The organism is Bacillus sp. WC2507 (assembly GCF_052656125.1).
Window position 1 is genome coordinate 1068054 of the sequence record NZ_JBQXPN010000001.1, and the last position, 22947, is coordinate 1091000.

Annotated in this window: 19 protein-coding genes; 15 read left to right on the forward strand and 4 right to left on the reverse strand. The window is 37.0% G+C overall.

What is annotated here, in order from left to right:
* Nucleotides 1-220: 220 nt before the first annotated feature.
* Nucleotides 221-823 (reverse strand): 30S ribosomal protein S4, encoded by a 603-nt coding sequence (gene rpsD, locus ACUN28_RS05790; protein ID WP_000135322.1) that lies wholly within the window; start codon nt 821-823, stop codon nt 221-223.
* A 550-nt stretch (nt 824-1373) separates the two neighbouring features.
* Here rpsD and megL point away from each other — a divergent pair.
* Nucleotides 1374-2549: a methionine gamma-lyase gene (gene megL, locus ACUN28_RS05795; RefSeq protein ID WP_016136850.1), complete on the forward strand. Its 1176-nt coding sequence runs from the start codon at nt 1374-1376 to the stop codon at nt 2547-2549.
* A 60-nt stretch (nt 2550-2609) separates the two neighbouring features.
* Here megL and ACUN28_RS05800 read toward each other — a convergent pair whose 3' ends face one another.
* Nucleotides 2610-3089: a GAF domain-containing protein gene (locus ACUN28_RS05800; protein WP_016136849.1), complete on the reverse strand. Its 480-nt coding sequence runs from the start codon at nt 3087-3089 to the stop codon at nt 2610-2612.
* 147 nt (nt 3090-3236) lie between these two features.
* On the opposite strand from ACUN28_RS05800, the gene refZ reads away from it, so the two are divergent.
* On the forward strand, nt 3237-3875 hold the full coding sequence (gene refZ / locus ACUN28_RS05805) for a forespore capture DNA-binding protein RefZ (protein WP_016136848.1): 639 nt from the start codon (nt 3237-3239) through the stop codon (nt 3873-3875).
* An 11-nt stretch (nt 3876-3886) separates the two neighbouring features.
* Here the strand turns inward: refZ and ACUN28_RS05810 are convergent, their stop codons facing one another.
* On the reverse strand, nt 3887-4831 hold the full coding sequence (locus ACUN28_RS05810) for a DMT family transporter (protein WP_016136847.1): 945 nt from the start codon (nt 4829-4831) through the stop codon (nt 3887-3889).
* A gap of 124 nt (nt 4832-4955) precedes the next feature.
* Between ACUN28_RS05810 and ACUN28_RS05815 the strand changes: the two genes are divergently transcribed.
* The 8 genes from ACUN28_RS05815 (at nt 4956) to ACUN28_RS05850 (ending at nt 14597) form a co-directional block, all read left to right on the forward strand.
* Nucleotides 4956-5792, forward strand: a complete 837-nt coding sequence (locus tag ACUN28_RS05815) for a LysR family transcriptional regulator (protein ID WP_016085951.1) — start codon at nt 4956-4958, stop codon at nt 5790-5792.
* Between the two features lie 361 nt (nt 5793-6153).
* Nucleotides 6154-7866 carry a septation ring formation regulator EzrA gene (gene ezrA, locus ACUN28_RS05820; protein WP_016136846.1) on the forward strand — a complete coding sequence of 571 codons (1713 nt, stop codon included), beginning with the start codon at nt 6154-6156 and terminating at the stop codon, nt 7864-7866.
* 168 nt (nt 7867-8034) lie between these two features.
* Nucleotides 8035-9177, forward strand: a complete 1143-nt coding sequence (locus ACUN28_RS05825) for a cysteine desulfurase family protein (RefSeq protein ID WP_016085953.1) — start codon at nt 8035-8037, stop codon at nt 9175-9177.
* A gap of 6 nt (nt 9178-9183) precedes the next feature.
* Entirely contained in the window at nt 9184-10398 is a 1215-nt protein-coding gene (thiI, locus tag ACUN28_RS05830) for a tRNA uracil 4-sulfurtransferase ThiI (protein ID WP_016135454.1), read from the forward strand.
* A gap of 80 nt (nt 10399-10478) precedes the next feature.
* Nucleotides 10479-10673 (forward strand): alpha/beta-type small acid-soluble spore protein, encoded by a 195-nt coding sequence (locus tag ACUN28_RS05835; protein WP_000157912.1) that lies wholly within the window; start codon nt 10479-10481, stop codon nt 10671-10673.
* A 176-nt stretch (nt 10674-10849) separates the two neighbouring features.
* Nucleotides 10850-12436, forward strand: coding sequence for an acyl-CoA synthetase MbcS (gene mbcS, locus ACUN28_RS05840; protein ID WP_016085955.1), 1587 nt, complete (start codon nt 10850-10852; stop codon nt 12434-12436).
* Between the two features lie 91 nt (nt 12437-12527).
* Nucleotides 12528-12959, forward strand: a complete 432-nt coding sequence (locus ACUN28_RS05845; protein WP_016085956.1) for a VOC family protein — start codon at nt 12528-12530, stop codon at nt 12957-12959.
* Between the two features lie 69 nt (nt 12960-13028).
* On the forward strand, nt 13029-14597 hold the full coding sequence (locus ACUN28_RS05850; protein ID WP_016085957.1) for an amidohydrolase: 1569 nt from the start codon (nt 13029-13031) through the stop codon (nt 14595-14597).
* Between the two features lie 127 nt (nt 14598-14724).
* On the opposite strand, the gene ACUN28_RS05855 is transcribed toward ACUN28_RS05850, so the two are convergent.
* Nucleotides 14725-15528: an NAD kinase gene (locus ACUN28_RS05855; RefSeq protein WP_016085958.1), complete on the reverse strand. Its 804-nt coding sequence runs from the start codon at nt 15526-15528 to the stop codon at nt 14725-14727.
* 205 nt (nt 15529-15733) lie between these two features.
* Between ACUN28_RS05855 and ACUN28_RS05860 the strand changes: the two genes are divergently transcribed.
* The 5 genes from ACUN28_RS05860 (at nt 15734) to ACUN28_RS05880 (ending at nt 22831) form a co-directional block, all read left to right on the forward strand.
* On the forward strand, nt 15734-16372 hold the full coding sequence (locus tag ACUN28_RS05860; protein ID WP_016085959.1) for a DUF2953 domain-containing protein: 639 nt from the start codon (nt 15734-15736) through the stop codon (nt 16370-16372).
* A 12-nt stretch (nt 16373-16384) separates the two neighbouring features.
* Complete coding sequence (gene ytfJ / locus ACUN28_RS05865; protein WP_016085960.1) at nt 16385-16780, forward strand: GerW family sporulation protein; 396 nt, start codon at nt 16385-16387, stop codon at nt 16778-16780.
* A gap of 136 nt (nt 16781-16916) precedes the next feature.
* Nucleotides 16917-21029: a right-handed parallel beta-helix repeat-containing protein gene (locus tag ACUN28_RS05870; protein ID WP_016136845.1), complete on the forward strand. Its 4113-nt coding sequence runs from the start codon at nt 16917-16919 to the stop codon at nt 21027-21029.
* A 115-nt stretch (nt 21030-21144) separates the two neighbouring features.
* Entirely contained in the window at nt 21145-21645 is a 501-nt protein-coding gene (gene tpx, locus ACUN28_RS05875) for a thiol peroxidase (protein WP_000024529.1), read from the forward strand.
* Nucleotides 21646-21844: 199 nt separating this feature from the next.
* On the forward strand, nt 21845-22831 hold the full coding sequence (locus ACUN28_RS05880) for a class I SAM-dependent methyltransferase (RefSeq protein ID WP_016136844.1): 987 nt from the start codon (nt 21845-21847) through the stop codon (nt 22829-22831).
* The last annotated feature ends 116 nt before the right edge of the window (nt 22832-22947 follow it).

Genomic DNA, 22947 nt, shown 5'->3' on the forward strand with positions numbered 1-22947 from the left:
TAGAAGAAGGGGGTAGGTTTTTATTAATGTGAATAAAAAATTGATGAAATTCTAGAGAGAGGGTTAATTTTTATTAACTATAGACTTGCAGTTCTTTTTTATTTTGTTACATTGTTCTGTTTCTATACATATACCGGCTATATTCAATAAAAAAAGCCCAGGCCCCTTGATAAACAAGGTTCCTAAGGCTTTTAATACTACTCTTTTCAGAGTACCGAGATTAACGAGAGTAGAACTCTACGATTAATGCTTCGTTGATTTCAGCTGCTAACTCAGAACGCTCAGCGTGACGAGTGTAAGTAGCTTCTAATTTATCAGCATCGAAAGTTAAGTATTCTGGTACGAAGTTGTTAACTTCGATCGCTTCTTTAACAACAACAAGGCTGTTAGATTTTTCGCGAACGCTGATTGTTTGACCAGGTTTTACACGGTAAGATGGGATGTCTACGCGAGATCCATCAACTGTGATGTGACCGTGGTTTACTAATTGGCGAGCTGCACGACGAGTGCGAGCTAAGCCCATACGGTAAACTAAGTTGTCAAGACGAGCTTCAAGAAGGATCATGAAGTTTTCGCCGTGCTTACCAGGCATTTTACCTGCTTGGTCAAATGTGCGACGGAATTGACGCTCAGTCATGCCGTACATGTGACGAAGTTTTTGTTTCTCTTGTAATTGTAAACCGTATTCTGAAAGTTTCTTACGTTGGTTAGGACCGTGAGGACCTGGTGCGTAAGGGCGTTTTTCTAATTCTTTTCCTGTGCCGCTTAGAGAGATTCCAAGACGACGAGACAGTTTCCAAGCTGGACCTGTATAACGAGCCATAGTTGACTCCTCCTTTAAAAATGTTTTTATTTACGTAAAATAAAAACAGACGTAATCGATATTTACGGGCATTTTGTTTTCATGTACCTTCGCTCCAGCAGCAGGGAGTTACGAGATACACCTCCGTAGAGGAACAAAATACAAACGATAAACTCACATTACAAGGCTGCCTTTTTATTTTACACAAACGCTATTATATCTTTTACCCAGAGTTTCGTCAAGCGAGTACATTTTTGTTTTATGCATATAAATTTTGGAAATTAGCAAGAAGGAATTTAAAACGATATAAAAGAAGTGATAGAAACACAAATAAAACGCTTACATAAAATGTAGTAAAAAACGTTCATCAAATTTTTGTTGATGAATATGCGGGATAAAGTGAAACTTTAACCGGTGGTGGGGACATCCCCCACCACTGGTTATTAGTTGAACGAATCGGGCTTTTATGGGCAGTTAATCCCCAAAACTAACTTTTTTGCTTTCGCTGAATTTTGATGTTGGGGTCTTACTGCCCGTTAAAGCGGGATAAAAACATAAAGGGGATGTTTTTATGAAAAAGAAACATATGGAGACAGCGTTAATTCATCACGGGTATACATCTGAGGAACATAAAGGAAGTTTAACACCACCGTTATTTCAAACGTCTACATTTACATTTGAGACTGCGCAGCAAGGAGAGGCGAGTTTTGCGGGAGTTGATCCGTCTTATATTTACTCAAGACTTGGAAATCCAACTGTAAAATTATTTGAAGAACGTATGGCGGTGTTAGAAGGAGGAGAAGAAGCACTTGCTTTCGGATCCGGTATGGCAGCTATTTCAGCAACTTTAATTGGTTTTTTAAAGGCTGGAGATCATATTATTTGTTCAAATGGATTATACGGATGCACGTACGGTTTTTTAGAAGTGTTAGAAGAAAAATTTATGATTACGCATTCGTTTTGTGATATGGAGACAGAGGATGATATTGAAAATGAAATCCGCCCAAATACAAAGCTTATTTTCGTTGAAACACCGATTAATCCGACAATGAAATTAATTGATTTAAAACAAGTGATTCGGGTTGCGAAGCGAAATGGCTTACTTGTTATTGTTGATAATACGTTTTGTTCACCTTATTTACAAAGACCACTTGAAATGGGCTGTGACGCGGTCGTTCATAGTGCGACAAAATATATTGGTGGTCACGGTGATGTTGTGGCAGGTGTAACGATTTGTAAAACGAAAGCGTTAGCAGAACAAATTCGCCCGATGCGAAAAGATATCGGCGGTATTATGGCGCCGTTTGATGCATGGTTATTGTTACGCGGATTAAAGACGTTAGCGGTAAGAATGGACCGCCATTGTGATAATGCCGAAAAAATTGTATCGTTCCTCAAAAATCATGATGCGGTAGAAGGTGTTTGGTATCCAGAAGGGGAGTTAGCATCTCGCCAAATGAAACGGGGCGGTGGTGTGATTTCTTTTTCAATTAAAGGCGGGAAGGAAGAGACGCAAGCGTTTATCAATGACCTTCACTTTATTACAATTGCGGTAAGTTTAGGAGATACAGAAACGTTAATTCAGCATCCGGCAACGATGACGCACGCTGCGATTCCAGCTAAGCTAAGACAAGAGATGGGTATTTACGATAATTTAATACGTTTATCTGTCGGTTTAGAATCGTGGGAGGATATCGTTTCTGATTTAGAGCAAGCATTAAAGAAAATATCTACGGTTAATCAATAAAAAAAGAGCTAGCTATCGGTTTCGTACGTGATGTACTCAATCGATAACTAGTTCTTTTTTTTACATATGTTTTAGGAGTGTTTCCACAAACTTTTCTAAATAGCGCTGATCTACTTCGTCAAAACGATTTTTTTCAGGGCTATCGATATCAAGTACACCAATGACAGTTCCTTCTTTCACAATCGGTACGACGATTTCTGAATTAGAAGCACTATCGCAGGCGATATGTCCTGGGAATTGGTGAACGTCTGCTACAAGCTGCGGTGTTTTCGTTTCAGCTGCAACGCCGCAAACGCCTCGTCCAAATGGAATGCGCACGCAAGCAGGCATTCCTTGGAATGGTCCAAGAACAAGCTGATTTCCTTCTGTTACGTAAAAGCCAACCCAATTCACACGATCTAAAAATTGGTTTAATAATGCGGACGCATTTGATAAGTTTGCGACTACGTTTGATTCGCCAGTTAATAATGCATCCAGTTGTTTAATTACTGTCTCATATTGCTCTTCACGAGAACCTGCATAACTTTCTTTAGTGAACATGGAAACAACTCCCTTTTTATCGAGATGTGTAAAATATTAGCAAAATACGATGTATTTCACATGACTTTGTCGATAGAAAATTAAAGGAATTTGTCTTAAAAGTCAAGAAATTTAAACTATAGCTGTTCAGTGAGAGGAAGTGAGCGCATGAAACAGACGAAACAAAAAGTAATTGATGCGGCAATATCGTTGTTTAATACGAAAGGTTATGACGGGACGTCGGTGCGAGACATTGCAAAGCGAGCGGATGTGAATGTAGCGAATATTTCATATTATTTTGCTGGAAAGCAAGGCCTATTAGAGCAGCTTATTACTGATTTTTTAGAAGGTTATATTCATGTGATTGAAACGTCCTTTGAACAGAGAGAATATTTGTCGGCTAAAGATATGATGGTGCAAATGGTGCGTGGGATTTTACGATATCAATTTGAAAATAGGGAATTGACACGTTTTTTTTACCGAGAGCTTTCGCTTGATACGACATTAATTCGCGAAGTGATGACCATTTATTTTTCTAAAGAAAGATATTATATAGAGCAAATTATAAAGCAAGGACAAATGAAGCAAGAATTTAAAAAGGTGTCTTTTACAATGTTTATGACGCAATTAAAAGGCATGATGAATATGCCGTTTTTATATCCGCAATATATATCAGAAGTGCTGCATTCTTTTCCGTCTGAGACATTTTTCATAGAAATGTACACGAAAGAAATTGAACAATGGATGGAACAAACATTATGTATAACGAATATATACCATGAATTGCCAAGAGCTGTTCATATGTGAAGAATCCCCACCTAACGAACTGAGGTGGGGATTTTTGTGCTTTCTTTTCTTTGCCATATATTGTTGCATAATAGCGCGATAATTGTTAATGAGGCTCCGGCAATTTCAATTTTGTCGACTGTATAACCTCGAAAGATGGAACCAATCAGTGCAAGTACAGGAACTAAATTCATAAATAATATGCCGTTAATAGATGAAATATAGCGATTTCCTGTGTTCCAACAAAATACAGCGATAACACCTGCAATAATCGACATATACAATAGCTCAAAACGAACGCTCATAATTGTACGTAGTGACGGTATAGTAACGATGTTTGTGTAAGTGAAGAAAGTGACAATAACAATGAGTGAAATCGAGCCGAATAAACAAGTTAACGTCGTATATCGAAGTGGTGACCAAGATTGAAAACGAGCACCACCATTTGTATAAATGACCCAGCAAGTAACGCCGCATAGCATAAGTATATTTGTTGAGAGGTGACTGGCAGCTCCACATAATAAGTGAATATTTCCCTTTGAAATGACAAGCATAACACCGAGCAATGCAAGGAACATACAAAGGAATGTGTAGTTTTGTGGGCGTTTGTTTTTTGTTATCCACTGCAATAATAAAGCGATGAGCGGCATAAGGGACTGAATCATTGCGGCATGGATGGCTCCAGAAGGCCCGGCAAGTTGTTGGCCGTAAAAAATGAGAAAACCATATCCAGCGAAACCGACTGTTCCGTAAAAGAATAAAGAAAGTGTTCTTTTTTCTAAGTGGAGTGAAGTTTTTCCTTCAGTAATGAATAGCAAAATAAGAAAAATAATAGCTGCTGATCCGTACCGGATAGTTGTGAAGTAGAACGGATCGATAAACTGCAGGGCATTTGCCATGACAGGAAACATAAATCCCCAAGCAGTTACGGCAAGTAAGCATAGGAGGGATCCAAGTAGCATTTGTTTTTTGTTCAAGAGTATCTTTCCCCTTTACATTTCGTTATAGTAAGTTGATGAAATAAGTATAGAGAGTAATTGTTTATAGAAGGAAATATCGATTTTTTATAACAGTTATAACTTTTTGTTAGAGGTGTGTACGATGGATTTGGAGGCAGTACGATCGTTTATTGAAGTGAAGAATACGCGAAGTTTATCAAAGGCGAGTAAGCTTTTACATATTTCTCAACCGGCGCTTAGTAAGCAAATTCAAAGGTTAGAAGCGGATTTAGAGGTTACTTTACTCAAGCGTTCCGCGCAAGGAGTGGAATTAACAAGTGCTGGAGAGTTATTTATAACAAGAATGTTACCGATTTTGGAGCACATACATGAAGTGAAAACCGAAATGAAGAAATTTCAAGAGAAGCGGAAAATTTCTATAGGCATATTGCCAAGTTTAGCAGCACATTACATATCAAAATGTAAAGATATATTAGGTGACGGATTCGAAGTAGAATGGAAAATTGAGCATACGAAAGTACTAATGGAACTCTTTAAAGAACGGAAGATTGAAGCGATGTTCGTCGATTCAGTGGTAGAAGGCGCTACGTGTATAAAAGAATTGCGAGAAGAAAAAATTGTGTGTGTCGTTTCGAATGATCATCTTTATAAAGAGAAAACAGTGATCCGAATGGACGATTTGCAAAATGAAAAGTTAATCGTATATCCAGAAATCTGTGATGTAAGGAAAATGATTACGAATATGTTTCAAGGGATAGGTGCGAAACCAATTATAGCATTTGAAACTTCTTATGCCGAACCGATGCTTGCGATGGTCGGAGCTGGACTTGGTATTACGTTACTTCCAGAAATATCAGTAGAGCAAGCGGTAAAGCAAGGGAATGTACATGCGATTTCTATTGAGCCACCACTTGTGCGCAAAATTTATTTCGCATCTCATATGGAAGAAGGACCTTTGTCCCGCATTAACGGGCAGTAAGACCCCACCTCAAAGTTCAGCGAAAGCAAAGAAGTTAGGTGGGGAATCAACCGCCCGTAAAAGCCCGATTGGTGAGGGCTGATAATCAGTGGGGGGAAACACCCCTACTGATTAAAGTTTCACTTTATTGCATTCATTTGATGATGAGAGATAATCCAAATAGAATATTGAGAAAGATTACAATTGCATTGAAAGAAACATGAAATTTTAAAAAAAACTAGGTCAAAAACAAGCCATTACATGGTATGATTAGTACATTGTTAGTTGTTAAATATAGGGGAATTCCCTTTTTATACATAATGCCTTCCATTTCATAAACGGAACGGACAAAAAAAGAGATATAACTAGGAGGCTTTTTTGCATGGATTCTATCCTGACGATCGTTATCATTGTAGTAAGCTCTATTCTAGTGCTGCTCATGATAGAGCTTGTGATAAGAAATCGTTCATATAAAGATATTGAGGCACTGGAGCAGTGGAAACAAGAAATAAAAGATAAACCTGTGGCAGATGAACTAAAACGGGTAAAAGATTTAAATATGACGGGTCAAACAGAAGAACTGTTTGGTAAATGGCGTGAAGAATGGGATGAAATTGTATCAACAACCCTTCCGAAAGCTGACAAAGATTTAGCGCAAGCGCGAAAATTCGCCTCGCAATTCTCCTTCCGAAAAGCAAAGCATGCGATGAATGAATCCATAAGTGGTTTAGATGACGCTGATAATCGTATTACAGACATTTTAAATGAATTACAGCAATTGTTAGAAAGCCATGAAAAAAATAGCTCGGAAATTGAAGAGTTACGTGATACATATCGTAGTATGAAGAAGAGTGTTCTTGCTCATAGACATATGTATGGAGCAGCAGAGCAGAAAATTGAAGAGATGCTAGATGCTGAATCTAATAAGTTTAAAAGCTTTGAAGAGGCAACAGATAATGGCGACTATTTAAAAGCGAGAGAAATTGTTATTAGTTTAGAAGAAGGTTTGGCAAGCTTAGAAATCATTATTCACCAAATTCCAGATTTATTGGTAGAGTGTCAAGCGACGTTACCAGTTCAGCTGGAAGATTTATTACACGGACATAATGATATGGTAAGACAAGGTTATGTATTAGAGTATTTGGAAGTCCCTAAAGAAGTTCGTGATATGACGACACAACTACACACATGTTTAATGGATATACAGGAGCTTCATATAACAGAAGCTGCTGAAAAAGTAGAAAACTTAAAAACGCGTTTAGATGGCTTCTATGATCAACTGGAACAAGAAGTACATGCGAGACATTATGTGGAGCAAAAAACACTTTCTGTTTATGAAGACTTAGAAGAAATTCGCGCTGAAACGATTGAAACAAAGGTAGAAACACAGCTTGTGAAACAGAGTTATCAGTTACAAGATAAGGACATTGAGTCTCAGAAAGTAATTGAAAAGCAAATGCATATTTTAACGAAACGTTTTGAAATGCTGCAATTACGCGTTGCGGAACAAGATATTGCCTTCTCTATTATTCGTGAAGAACTAGAAGAGGTTTATGAGCAATGTGAAACGTTAAAAGTACTTCATGCAGAATATAAAGAAATGCTGCAAACGATGCGTAAAGAGGAATTTGAAGCGCGTGAGAAGTTGCAAGAAATGCGAAATATCATTTTTGAAACGAAACGTTTTATGCAAAAGTCGAATTTGCCAGGTCTTCCAGAAAGCATTATGGAAGATTTAAAAAGAGGACAAATGGCAATGCAAGCTGTATATGAACAGTTAGAAGTGAAGCCGTTAAATATGAACGCTGTAAATAGCAGTTTAGAAGAAGCATACACAACTGTTAATGATGTAGCTGAAATGACAGAAGAGTTAATTGGACAAGCGTATTTAGTTGAAAAATTAATTCAATATGGTAATCGTTACCGCAGTCATGATGAGAACCTTGCAGAGAGCTTAAATTATGCGGAGAAATTATTCCGTGAATATCAATACGATGCAGCTTTAGAACAAGCGGCTTCTGTACTAGAGCAACTTGAACCTGGCGTTGTTCAAAAAATAGCTGAATATGTAGACAATGAACAAACCCTTTCATAAGGGTTTGTTTTTTTGTGTAATTTTGCAGGCGATGTTGCTATAATGAATAGCGGAATACAGTAAGGTTATTCGTATTAAAATATAACGGAACCTTTTAGTAGTCTTAGCGTAATGACACGTATTTGTGATATGATTATATGATGTGACAGCGCTGAAAGGGGAAGAACGATGATCTATTTTGATAATAGTGCGACGACGAAGCCATATCCAGAGGCCCTTCAATCGTACGTAACGGTTGCTGGGAAATATTTTGGAAACCCTTCTTCTATTCATTCGCTTGGAGGAGAGGCAGAGCGTCTATTAACACAATCAAGAACGATTGCAGCGCAGCTTCTTCATGTTAAACCTTCTGAGATTATTTTCACATCAGGTGGAACCGAAGGGAATAACCTTGCGATTAAAGGAATAGCGATGAGGAATCGTTCGCGCGGTAAACATATCATTACAACAAATATTGAACACGCGTCTGTGTTTGAAGCATATAAACAATTAGAAGATCTCGGTTTTGATGTAACATATTTACCGGTTAATGAGCATGGTGTTGTATCGGTAGAGGATGTAAAACGAGCACTTCGTGAAGATACGATTCTTGTGTCAATTATTCATGTGAACAACGAGACTGGAGCAATTCAGCCTGTTGCTGAAATTGGAACGTTATTATCGAACTATCCGAAAATAAGATTCCATGTGGACCATGTACAAGGGATAGGAAAAGTACCGCTTGATTTATATGCTTCTCATATTGATCTTTGCTCAATATCTGGACATAAATTCCACAGTGTAAAGGGAACGGGTCTTCTTTATGTACGTGATGGCGTAAGGTTAGATCCAATTTTATCAGGTGGTCAACAAGAGCTTAAGTATCGCTCCGGTACAGAGAACTTACCTGGCATTGTAGCGATGGTGAAAGCACTTCGCATGACAATGGAACAAGTGAAAGAAAAGGTAGCTCATTTGCAAAATTTACAAACAGAGCTTGTCCGTTTCTTTAAAGAGATGGAAGATGTAACGATTAATACGTCGCTTGCATATGCAGCACCGCACATTTTAAATGTATCATTTGTTGGTTTAAAACCAGAAGTGGTCGTTCATGCTTTAGAAGAGCACGGTGTATATGTATCGACGAAGTCTGCTTGTTCTTCAAAAGCAAATGAAGTGAGCAGAGTGTTAGTGGCAATGGGAGTACCGCATGCCGCTGCTGCAAGTGCTATTCGCATTAGTTTGGCACCAGAAAACACGATGGAAGAAGTAAAACAATTTGAAGGTATTGTGAAAGAGACGATGCCAAAATTATATGAAGTGATGAGGTAAAGAAATATGATGACATATGAATATATTTTAGTTCGTTATGGAGAGATGACGACTAAAGGTAAGAACCGTTCTAAATTTGTAAGCACATTAAAAGATAACGTAAAGTTTAAACTGAAAAAGTTCCCAAATATTAAAATCGATGCAACACATGATCGTATGTACATCCAATTAAATGGCGAAGACCATGAAGCAATTTCTGAAAGATTGAAAGATGTATTTGGTATTCATAAATTTAACTTAGCGATGAAAGTACCATCAGAATTAGAAGATATTAAAAAAGGTGCATTGGCAGCTTTCTTGCAAGTAAAAGATGATGTGAAAACATTTAAAATTACAGTGCACCGTTCTGATAAGCGCTTCCCAATGAAGACGATGGAGTTACTTCCAGAAATCGGTGGGCACATTTTAGAAAATACAGAGGATATCACAGTAGATGTTCATAATCCAGATGTGAATGTACGTATAGAAATTCGCAGTGGTTACAGCTATATTATGTGTGGTGAGCATATGGGCGCTGGTGGTTTACCAGTTGGCGTTGGCGGAAAAGTAATGGTACTTCTTTCTGGTGGTATCGATAGCCCAGTAGCAGCGTACTTAACGATGAAACGCGGCGTGTCTGTGGAAGCAGTTCACTTCCATAGCCCACCTTTCACAAGTGAGCGTGCAAAACAAAAAGTAATCGATTTAGCACAAGAGTTAACGAAGTACTGTAAACGTGTAACGCTTCACCTTGTTCCATTTACAGAAGTGCAAAAAACGATTAATAAAGAAATTCCATCTAGCTATTCAATGACAGTTATGCGCCGTATGATGATGCGTATTACAGAGCGTATCGCAGAGGAGCGTAATGCACTTGCAATCACGACTGGTGAAAGTCTTGGACAAGTAGCAAGCCAAACATTAGATAGTATGCATACGATCAACGAAGTAACAAACTATCCGGTTATTCGTCCACTTATTACGATGGATAAATTAGAAATTATTAAAATCGCTGAAGAAATTGGCACATATGATATTTCAATTCGTCCGTACGAAGATTGCTGTACAGTATTCACACCAGCAAGCCCAGCGACGAAGCCAAAGCGTGAAAAAGCGAATCGTTTTGAAGCAAAATACGATTTCGCACCATTAATTGACGAAGCTGTAGCGAATAAAGAAACAATGGTATTACAAACGGTAGAAGTAGTGGCGGAAGAAGAAAAATTCGAAGAACTTTTCTAAAACCATAAATTACCATATCTAAAATATGTATGAAGTCATGTTGTTTATCACACTCTATACTCACAAGGAGGTGATACAACATGGCAAGCAACAATAAATTAGCAGTATCTGGTGCTCAAGCAGCATTAGATCAAATGAAATACGAAATCGCTCAAGAGTTTGGTGTTCAACTTGGAGCTGATGCAACATCTCGCGCTAACGGTTCTGTTGGTGGCGAAATCACTAAACGTCTAGTTTCACTAGCTGAGCAACAATTAGGCGGTTTCCAAAAATAATCCCATATACGATGGCTTAGAAAGAGCGGGTTCTCCCGCTCTTTCTTTTTGTTGTTTGCATCGTTATACATTCATTTCGACATAGACATAAAAAATTTGTCAAAAGAAGAGGGTTCAAAATTAACTGAAAATTCTTTATTATATAAGGGAGGCATAGAAACGAAGGAGGATATTTTATGAAGAGAGAAGAATTGTTGGCGCCACCGTCTTATAATTTAGTTTCCGAAATAGAGAAATATACAGGTGATAAAGAGAAGCTTGCTTTAATTTGGCAAGATGATAAAGGGAATAGACGAGAAGTTACATACGCTGAGTTAATGCAAGGTGCGAATAGAATTGGAAACGCTTTTATAAAGAGTGGTCTGCAAAAAGGGGACAAGCTTCTTATCATGATGCCGCGTTTAATTGAAGCATACATGACGTATATCGCTGCGATTAAAGCAGGATTTGTCGTAATTCCGAGTTCGGAAATGTTGCGCAAAAAGGATATCGAATATCGCATTGGACACGGAGAAGTAAAAGCAATCGTAAGTTATGAGCCGTACATTGGGCAGTTTGATGATATAGAAGCGATGGAATCTCTTCAAAAATTCGTTCTGAGCGAGCAGTCAGTAGGTGGATGGATTAATTTAAAAACAGCGTTAGAAACAGAAAGTGACCTGTTAGAAATGGCGAAGACAGATAAAGAAGATATGGTCTTTTTATCTTACACGTCAGGGACGACAGGAAATCCAAAAGGTGTTGTTCATACGCATGCATGGGCATACGCTCATTTACGTACGAGCGCTCCAAATTGGCTCGGAATTGAAGAGAATGATGTTGTATGGGCGACAGCTAGTCCAGGCTGGCAAAAGTGGATTTGGAGTCCATTTTTAGCAACTCTAGGATCAGGGGCAACAGGATTTGTATACAACGGTAAATTTGAACCGAAAACATATTTAAATTTATTAGATGAGAATAAGGTGAATGTACTTTGTTGTACGCCGACTGAGTATAGATTAATGGCAAAAGTAGAAGACTTAAGTGAGTACAATTTAGAAGCTTTACATAGCGCTGTATCCGCAGGCGAGCCGTTAAATAGAGAAGTCATTGGAACGTTCCAAAAGCACTTTGATATTACAGTAAGAGACGGCTATGGGCAAACGGAAAATACATTACTTGTTGGTGTAATGAAAGGGATGGATATTAGACCAGGATCAATGGGAAAACCGACGCCAGGTAACCACGTTGATATTGTAGATGAGGAAGGTATTCCGGTAAAGATAGGAGAAGTTGGTGATATTGCAGTTCACATTGAAACACCAGCCCTCTTTAAACAGTATTATAAAGACGATGAGCGCACAGCGATGCAATTCCGCGGTGATTATTATATTACCGGTGATAAAGCGAAGAAAGATGAAGACGGCTATTTCTGGTTTGAAGGACGCGGAGATGATATTATTATTAGTTCTGGCTATACAATCGGACCGTTTGAAGTAGAAGATGCACTTGTAAAACATCCTTACGTAAGAGAGTGTGCGGTTGTCGCAAGCCCTGATGAAATTCGCGGAAGTGTCGTGAAGGCATTTATCGTATTAAGAGAGAATATAGAAAAGAACGAAGAAACATTAATTCCAATACTCCAACAACACGTCAAAGAACTTACTGCACCATATAAATACCCTCGCAAAATTGAATTTGTAGATGAACTACCAAAAACGATTTCTGGAAAAATTCGCCGTATTGAACTTAGAAAACAAGAGATGGAGATTCCTTCAAAATAATTTCGAAAATAGTTGAATGAACTACAAACCATATGATATTATAAAAACGAACACAAGTTCGATTTTATAAATTTAAAAAAGAGGTGTCCGTATGATTTTAGGTATTAATCCGTACTTAGTTTTAGATGGTAGTGGGCAAGAAGCTGTACAGTTTTATAAAGAGGCGTTAGATGCAAAAGTAGAAGTCATGCAAACTTTTGGTGACATGCCTGAAAATCCAGAATACCCGATTCCAGCTGAAGCAAAAGAGCGCGTTTTACACGCTACTTTAAAAGTTGGTAATACGGAACTTATGATTTCTGATACATTCCCAGGTCAAGGGCATGCAATCGGATCTCAAGTAACAATCGCAATTCAAATTAGTAACGCGGAAAAGGCGAAAGAAGTATTCGATAAGTTACAAGAAGGTGGAGAGGTTATCATGCCACTTCAAGAAACGTTCTGGAGCCCAGCATACGGACAAGTAAAAGATAAATTTAATATTGAATGGCAAGTTACAACGTCTACTACTGAACAAAAGTAATTTTTAGAAAAGCACCATGTTTTGAAATGGTGCTTTTTTTTATACAATAAAACAAAGGAGATGGGATATATGGGAGAAATTTGGTATGGCGGCACCATTTACACGATGAGAGAAGAAAACGAAAAAGTGGACGCTGTTTACGTTGAAAATGGCAGGATTGTGGATATCGGGACTAAAGAAGAGTTAGAAAACCGATATGTTGCGGTGAAGTTGTACGATTTAGAGGGGAAAACAATGATTCCAGGTCTCGTTGATAGTCATATGCATCTGATTGGGCATGGAGAGAGATTACTTCGTTTGGATCTATCAAATTGTACATCGTATAGCGAAGTGCTAACTCTCGTTCAGAAACGAGTAGAAGAAGCGCCAAAAGGTTCTTGGATTATTGGAGAAGGCTGGAATGAAAATAATTTTACAGATACAAAACAAGTTCACGTACGTGATTTAGATGAAATCTCTAAAGAACATCCGATTTTATTAAAACGTGTTTGTCGCCACGTTACATGGGTGAATTCATATATACTACAAGAAGCGAACATAACAGAAACGACGCAAGATCCGAAAGGTGGGAAAATTGGCCGTGATTCATCAAATATGTTAACAGGCCTTTTATATGAACAAGGGCAAGAGTTAATGAAACATGTTCAGCCTGAAATTGATGAAGCTTATTTACAAAGCGCTTTGCAAACAGCGATTAAAGACTGCTGGCAATATGGACTCGTTGGCGGGCATACGGAAGATTTAAATTATTACGGTGGTTTTAGAAAAACGCACAATGCGTTTTCTCATGTTATAAAGGAAATGCCATTTAAAGCACACTTGCTCGTACACCATGAAGTAGCACATGAACGAAAAGAATATGAAAATGAGCACTATATTGAATTGGGGGCGATGAAAATTTTTTCTGACGGCTCTTTTGGCGGAAGAACAGCTTTATTAAGTGAACCGTATGAAGATGCGCAGGAAACAAATGGGGTTGCAATTTTCTCACGTGAAGAGCTTGCGGAGTTAGTGAAAAAAGCACGAGATTTACATATGTCAGTTGCGATTCATACAATCGGTGATTTATCGCTCCAGTATGTGATTGATGCACTTGAATTATATCCACCAGCAGAAGGATTACGTGATCGGATTATTCATTGCCAGCTTGCTCGTGAAGAATTGATTGAGAGAATGAAAAACTTACAAGCCATTATTGATATTCAGCCCGTATTTGTGTCATCGGACTTCCCATCAGTCATTGAAAAACTAGGCGAGCATCGTCTTCGTTATGCGTATGCTTGGAAGACGTTACTGGAGGCAGGATTACACTGTAACGGTGGCTCGGATGCTCCAATTGAACAAGTAAATCCGTTTCTAGGTATATATAGCGCTGTTACACGCAGAAGTTTTATTGACGGTGTATGCTATATGCCGGAAGAAAGGCTAACGGCATATGAGGCTGTTTCTTTATTTACAACAGGAAGTGCCTATGCAATCGGAAAAGAAGCGAAGCGAGGGCAAATTACAAAAGGCTATGAAGCGGACTTTACGATATTAGACCGCAATATTTTTGAAATAGAGCCAGAAGAAATAAGAGAAGTACAAGCGGCGATGACCGTAATTGATGGGAAGATTGTGTATAGAAAAGGTGCGTGAAAATATATCAGCGATTTTCGGAATATATCGACTTACCGACAAAATATGACAAGAGTAGTGGCCGATAGCGAGAGAAATAAATAACCGCCGACTTATGGAATCCCATAAGTCGGCGGTTATTTTAATACTATAAAAACGTTCTCTGTACTTTTTCCCAGAAAGAATTGTTTTTTAATTTAACTGTTTTAATTTGTTTATCGCTTAAGCGTACAACAGCTTTTTCCACTTGTTTAATGCTAAGCGCTTCATTATCCAAACCGATAACAGGATAATCATTACCGTCTGGTCTTAGTTTTAAAGTTAATGTACGTTCGTGATTTAAAATGAACGGTGAACCGAGTGTACGGTATGTGTTGTTATTTAGTGATGCTAATTCACTTACTTGGAAGCAAGGGATAAGCGGATCAACAACTGCACCGTGCAATGATTTATTGTAAGCTGTACTTCCTGTTGGGGTAGAAACAACTAAACCGTCACCTCTAAATGTTTCGAAATATAAATCATCAACGTGAACATCTACAACGAATGTTTTAATAATGCTAGAACGTAATGAGAACTCATTTAAACAATGGAAAGATGTACCGTGATCTACATCTACCTGAATTGTTGGATATTTTCGCACTTCAATTTCATTTTTTGTAATTTCTTGAAGGGCTGTATCAATGTGATCAAGGTGGAAATCGCAGTAGAACGAAATTTCATCTTTCGTAGAAATCCCTGCGTATAAACAATCTTCTCTAAAACCAGTTTTACGAACGGCTTGTAAGAAAGTTGCATCATCTCCAACACTGACGATAGCGTTTGCATTTTTTGGATGATCTAATATGGTAAATCCATTCTCTTCTAAAATACGATAGATTGGTTTCATTTTTTCAACGAGCGTTGCTTTGTCATCACCATAAAAGAAAAATAAATTGCGACGATCTGCCATTATGTATCCCTCCACTGCAGTTAAATTTTCTGTTTTTCGTGCTACATATCATTAGAGTCCGTTCCCTGACGATATGTTCAAATAATATATTTCGATATAAAATGTCAAAATACCTTTTTATTTTTAGAAAAATTTTTATATTCAATCTTAAGGAGTTCTGTTTAATGATGAATAAACTTGTCGATAATGGGTACGGAGTGAAAGGATGATACGTATGAATTGGCTCGTAATTGGAATAATAATTCTTCTCCTTTTTATTTTGCTTATACTATTGTCGAAAATATCGCTTAAGGTGACATTTTTATATTCAGAAATGGAAAAGCAATGTTTGTTTCAAGTGAAAATCTGGATGATTCGATATACATTTGATGTGTTGGAAAGAATTGAAAAACAGCAGAAGAAAACAGGACAAAAAATTGAAAAAGCTGAAGAGGACGGCGGACTAGATAATAAAATTATAGCGCAACTTGATAGCATTGGTGAACTGATAAAAAAGCTGCAAGAAGTTCATACTATTGTTAAAGATTTTCTCAAACGAGTGAAAATCAATGGTTGGAAATGGCATACGCAAATTGGAGCAGGCGACGCAGCTAGTACTGGAATTGTCACTGGATATGCATGGGGGACAAAAGGAATGGCTGCTGGAGTTGTAGGACAATATATGCATATTGTCGACGTACCAGAATTTGAAATTACTCCTGTTTTTCAAGGGAAGGGATTTGCATCAAGATGTGAGTTAACAGCATCTTTTCGTATATTCCGTACTGTAAAAACAGCGATAAAATTACTCATGTTTATGAGGAAGCAAAAATCTGGTATGACAGAAAAATCTGTTCAAGCATAGGGGGGATATAGAATGGACCATCCAATTCAAGGTTTAATGACAACGGCAATGCAGCATTTAAAACAAATGACTGATGTAAATACAATTGTTGGTGACCCAATTAAAGCGGCAGATGGAAGTGTAATTCTTACCGTTTCGAAAGTAAGTTTCGGATTTGCTGCTGGTGGAAGTGAATTTGGTAAAGTAGAACATTCAGGCCGTCATCCATTTGGCGGGGGAAGCGGTGGAGGAGTTTCTATTAATCCTGTTGCCTTTCTTGTTATAAATGGAGATGGTGTGAAAGTATTACATTTAGATAAGCAAACACACGTCATCGATAAAATAATTGAATTAGCACCACAAGCTGTTGATAAAGTGAAAGAAATGATGGATAAACGAAGAGAAGACGATCCTGAATTTCAAATTTAAAAGATAAAATAACAAAAAGAAGGGAGAAATAGATGCCCTTCTTTTTGTTATTTTATATGGAAAAATATTCCCTGTTTCACAGTAGGTTTATGTATAATGAAAAATATGAAACATTGCAGAGGAGTGGGGCTGAAATATGAAAGAAATTGTTGTATCGAAAGCATTGTTCTCTAGATATAAAACGATTTCAGATGCTGTGAAAGGTGCTTCGTCAGGGACTACAATCGTAGTAAAGCCTGGTGTGTATCGGGAGAATATATATATTGATAAAGATATTAACATTATTAGTGAGGGAGATAAACAAAGTACTGTCATTGAAGCGTTTAAAACAGCAATTTATATTGATAGTGGCAGTAAGGTTTTTATAAAAGGTATTCAAATTAAGCAATTCGGATCAGAAGATGATGCTTTAATCTATTGTGAATTTGGGGTTCTGCAAATACAGGAGTGTGATATTTATCCTGGGAAGGGTTCTGGGGTAGTGGTACAAAACCACGGGAGCTTGTACATGCAATCTTGTCAAGTAACGGGTGGATATGCAAATGGAATCAATTTTAATGAAGGAAGCCAAGGAACGATAGAGAATTGTGAGATTCATGGAATGAAGGGAGAAGAGTACCCTTCTATATTTATAGGTAAAAGTAGCCCGAATATAAAAAACTGTCGTATTCATAGCGGTCCGAGTAATGCAATCTATATGAAAAATGGAGGAAAGCCGAATATAGAGAATTGTGACTTATCTCATATGCAAGGTCCCGTTATATATATTTCGAATAGTGCTCCTGCAATAAAAAAATGTAATATACATGATGGAGAAAGCAATGGGATTTATATGGAGGAAAGCCAACCTATAATCGAAAATTGTGAGATATTTAACTTTGAAATTGGAATGGTGTTTATACATAGAAGTAAGCCGACGATAAGGCAGTGTAGAGTGTTTGATGGCAAGACGAATGCGATAACATTCAAAGGGCAGAGTGCAGGACTAGTTGAGGAATGTGAAATATTTAATTTATCAGGTGAAACATATCCAGCTATTTGGATTGAGGATAGTCAACCTGTATGGAAAAAATGTAAAGTTAGTTATACTGCAGATAGTGCTTATAATATAAACAATAATAGCAATCCAACCATTGAAAATTGTGAAATATATAAAGCAGGAAACAATGTTTTTCAAATTGTAGGAGCAACGGCTCATATTCAACGTTGTAAAATATATGATGGGCAAACATCAGCTTTTTCTATACAAGAAGCAAGCCAACCGCTAGTTGAGGAATGTGAAATTTTTAATTTTAAACGTCAACTTGTAGCGGTATATGCTAGTAATCCTACATTTAGAAATTGTAAATTATATGATGGACAAATGAATGCAGTATCATTTGAGGGAAATGGTGGCGGTTTGTTTGAAGAATGTGAATTATATCAGTTCTTTAATGAAACATACCCTATTATATTTGTGAATCAAGGCCAACTAATAGTAAGGAAATGTAAAATGCATAATGGTGCTAGTAACGCCATTTATTTAAAGAATGATAGCAAAGTGATATTGGAAGAATGTGAAATATCTCAATTTCAAAATGAAAGTAATCCAGTTATTTTGGGTGAGCAAAGTTATTTAAAATCAACAAACTGTAAAATACATGAAGGTAATAATAATGCTGTTTATGTAAAAAACAATAGTGAGTGTATACTAGATAACTGCGAAATTGGTCACTTCCATAATGATGATTCGATGGTTTGGGCGGATGAAAGTAGGATAACATTGACACAATGTGATTTACATAATGGAAAAAGTGGAGCTGTAGTGGTCAATAAAAATAGCTTTGCTTTAATTGAGGATTGTAAGTTAACAGAATTTAATAAAGAATGTGTAAAAGTTTCTGGAGAAAGTGAAGCGCTGTTACAACGAAATAACATGTATAACGCTTTACATGGAATTGGAATTGTAAGCGATAGTCAATCGGAAGTCATAGAGTGTGAAATATATGATTGCCGTGGTACCGCTTTATGGCTCGATAAAGGACAGGCTAAAATTGATAAAATTTATATTCGAAATTGTAAAGGAAATGCACTTAATCTGAAAAACAACAGTGGTATCGTTTTTTATAACGGTAGTATTTCTCAATTTGAATATCCAATGATTTATAGTGAAGAGAGTCAATTTGATGTTAGGAGAAGTAACTTTAATCATGGTAAAAGTCAAATATTTTTAGTTGGAAAAGATAGTGAATTTTGTATAGATCAATGTGACATATCTCAAGTGAAAGAATTTCCAGCGATTGACATCTGTTCTGATGTAAAAGGGACGATTCAAAAGTGTAATATTTCTGAAGCTCTTATAGGTATTAGAGTTGCTTCTGAAAGTAAGATTAACCTCACAGATATAAAGTGTTTTGATATAGACGAAGCGGCTTATCAAATTGATGATAACAGTTCAACTGTATTAGAAAATTGTAAAGCATATATAGAGGTTAGCCAGCAAAGAATAAAATCCAATGGAGAGGACAAACAAGAGGTAGAAGATGTAGAGAAAGTGAAAGTGCAGGAAGAAGATATTGACATAGAAGCTATTATGATGGAGTTAAATCGTTTTGTTGGAATGGACAGTGTTAAGGAGCAAATCGAACAGTTAATAAATTATGTGGAAATTAGTCGTTATCGTAAAGCTGCCGGACTTGATTCAGGAGATGAAATAAAGCCGAAACATACTGTTTTTTATGGAAATCCTGGTACAGGAAAAACTACGATTGCTCGTTTACTTGGCAAAGTGTATAAAGCGCTCGGATTGCTTGAAAAAGGGCATATTGTAGAAGTGAAGCGTGAAGATTTAGTTGGTTCGTATATTGGACATTCTGAAGAGAAGACAAAGGGATATATTGATGAAGCAATGGGTGGTGTTTTATTTATTGATGAAGCCTATTCGTTGAGTGTAGAAGATAGTAGCCGTGACTTTGGTAACCAAGTTATTGATGTTTTATTAGCAGCCCTTGAGAATCATCGTGGAGAATTTTTATGTGTAGTTGCTGGTTACGAAAAAGAGATGGAGCGCTTTATTGCTTCAAATCCAGGGTTGAAAAGTCGCTTTGTATCTTATATGAAATTCGAGGATTATACGCCAGATGAATTAATGGAAATTGGAAATAGGTTGTTAGAAGATAAACAGTACGAGTTAACACCAGAAGCACAAAAATATGTGTATGAACAGTTTGTAGGGTTGTATAGAAAACGCGATGAACATTTTGGGAATGCACGGATGGTTCGAGAACAGGTGGATAAATGGAAAGTGTTACATTCTGATCGAATTAGAGCGTTACCGAGAAGTGAGTGGAGGAAGAGAGAAGTACTAACGACCATTCATTTAGAAGATGTTGAAAAAGTGTTCCAACAAAAAGGGGAGAAAAAAGTAGCCGTTCCAATTAATGAGAAGTTATTACAAGAACAAATGGATCGTCTAAATGATTTGATTGGTTTAACGAAGGTAAAAGAAGAAATCCAAAGATTAATCCAGCTTGTTTCTTATTATCAGGAAGAGGGTAAGGATATAAGTGAACTTTCAATGCACATTTCATTAATTGGTAATCCAGGGACAGGGAAGACTGAGGTTGCTCGAATTATTGCGAAGGTATATGAAGCGCTTGGAATTTTAGAACGCGGTGATTGTATTGAAGTGGACCGTAAAGAGTTAGTTGATAAATTTCAAGGTGGTACAGAAGAGAAAACAGCGAATGTATTACAACAGGCAATGGGCGGTACGCTGTTTATTGATGAAGCATATACGTTGACGAATAAAGGGAGCAATGATGTAGGACATATAGCAGTGGAATTATTGTTAAAACAAATGGAAGATAGACGCGGTGAATTTATTGTGTTAGTTGCAGGATATGAAGATGAGATGGAAGAATTTCTTGATAGCAATAAAGGGCTGCGCCGTCGTTTTGATTATCGCCTTGTATTTGAAGACTATACACCAGAAGAAATGATACGAATTGCGGGTTATTATATGACGAAAAAGCAGTATCATATGTCAGGTGAGGCGAGAAATATGCTTGTTGACTATTTTACTTATCTATATGAAAATCGTGATAAAACATATGGAAATGCAGGTTTAGCTCGTAAAATTATTGAACAAGCAATGAAAAATCTTGATTACCGTATTGCGACTTTACCAGTAGAGCATCGTATGGAAAAACAAAAATATATGATTGATGTGGAAGATATACAAGCACTTTTACAGCAGCAAGAGCAATAGGAAAGAGTAATTAAAAAAAATATATAAATTGAGTTGGTTTTATTTGTGTTTTAGGAGCATTATGACTATCATTAACACTATACATACTTTGTTTTATTAAAAGGAGGATTTTCAAGTGGCAAACGTAACTTTTAAAGGTAATCCAATGACTTTAGTTGGAACAGAAGTTAAAGTTGGCGATCAAGCGCCAAACTTCCAAGTATTAGCAAACGACTTATCTCCAGTAAGTTTAGAAACATACAAAGGCGAAGTAAAATTAATTAGTGTTGTACCTTCAATCGACACAGGTGTATGTGATGCACAAACACGTCGTTTTAACCAAGATGCAGCAGGTATTGAAAACGCGAAAGTATTAACAATTAGCGCTGACTTACCATTCGCTCAAAAACGCTGGTGTGCAGCAAACGGTTTAGAAAATGTTGTTACACTTTCTGACCACCGCGACCTTTCATTCGGTGAAGCTTACGGCTTAGTAATGAAAGAACTTCGTTTACTTGCTCGTGCAGTATTCGTAGTAGATAGCAACGACAAAGTAGTTTACGTAGAATACGTAAGCGAAGGTACAAGTCATCCAAACTATGAAGCAGCATTAGAAGCAGCTAAATCTGCAAAGTAATGTGAAGAAAATGACCTCTTATAAAGAGGTCGTTTTTTCTCATATATTGCTGCGTAATGGTACCAATATATGAGAAAAAACGTTATATCCTATATAACTTAAAGGGGAGCTCTTTGCAGGAGGTCGCTTTTTCTTTTTGGAAAAAAACACTTTGTGGTATGATATAAGTTATGTGTAAAAGAGAGAAGGAGGAATGTACGTGAGTCAGACAGTGGAAACATTATTTTCTATTTTTGATTCTTCTGCGGTAGTTTTACGTAAAGGATTAGATGTAACATATTTAGAGGCGCTTGTAGAAACAGGGGATAACTTGTTTGAAGGAGCGATTTTACAAGAAGAATTATCCGAATCAGCAATTGAAAGGTTGAATCGTGAATATAGTACGTTTAATGAAGAAACATATAAAGGTGAAGAAATTCGTAAAGCGTTTCAGTTAGCCATCTTAAAAGGGATGAAAGAAGGCGTACAAGCGAATCACGAAATGACGCCTGATGCAGTTGGCATGTTCATGAGTTATTTATTCCATAAATTTATGCAAGGTAAAGCAGAAATTACTGTTTTAGACCCTGCAATTGGAACGGGTAACTTAATGACTACCGTATTTAATAGCGCCAAAGAAGAACTAGTAATGAGTGGATTTGGTGTAGAAGTGGATGAAGTGCTAATTAAACTTGCTTTAGTAAATGCGAATTTACAAAAGCATGCAATCGAATTCTTCCATCAAGATGGACTAGCGCCACTTTATATCGATCCAGTTGATGCAGTTATTTCAGACTTACCGATTGGTTACTATCCAAATGAGATCGGTGCAAGTGAATATAAGTTAAAAGCAGATGAAGGAATGTCATATGCTCACCACTTATTTATTGAACAAAGTGTGAAACATACGAAAGAAGGCGGGTACTTATTCTTCTTAGTGCCAAACTTCATTTTTGAAAGTGATCAAGCACCTAAATTACATGCATTTATTAAAGAAACATGTTTTATTCAAGGACTATTGCAACTACCTGTTTCCATGTTTAAAAACGAGAAAAATGCAAAAAGTATATTTGTTCTCCAAAAGAAAGGTCCTAGTGTAACAATGCCAAAACAGGCGTTATTAGTGGAGTTACCTAAATTCTCCAACATGAAGGCGATGGAGAACATTATGGATCAATTAAATACTTGGTTTGCAACACATAAATAAGGGTAGGTATATGTAACAGAGTTAGTAATTCATGTAGTACAGTTTTATATGATATGTCATATTTTTAAATATATACTAGATTTAACTGAATTTTTTTGAAATCTGTAATATATATT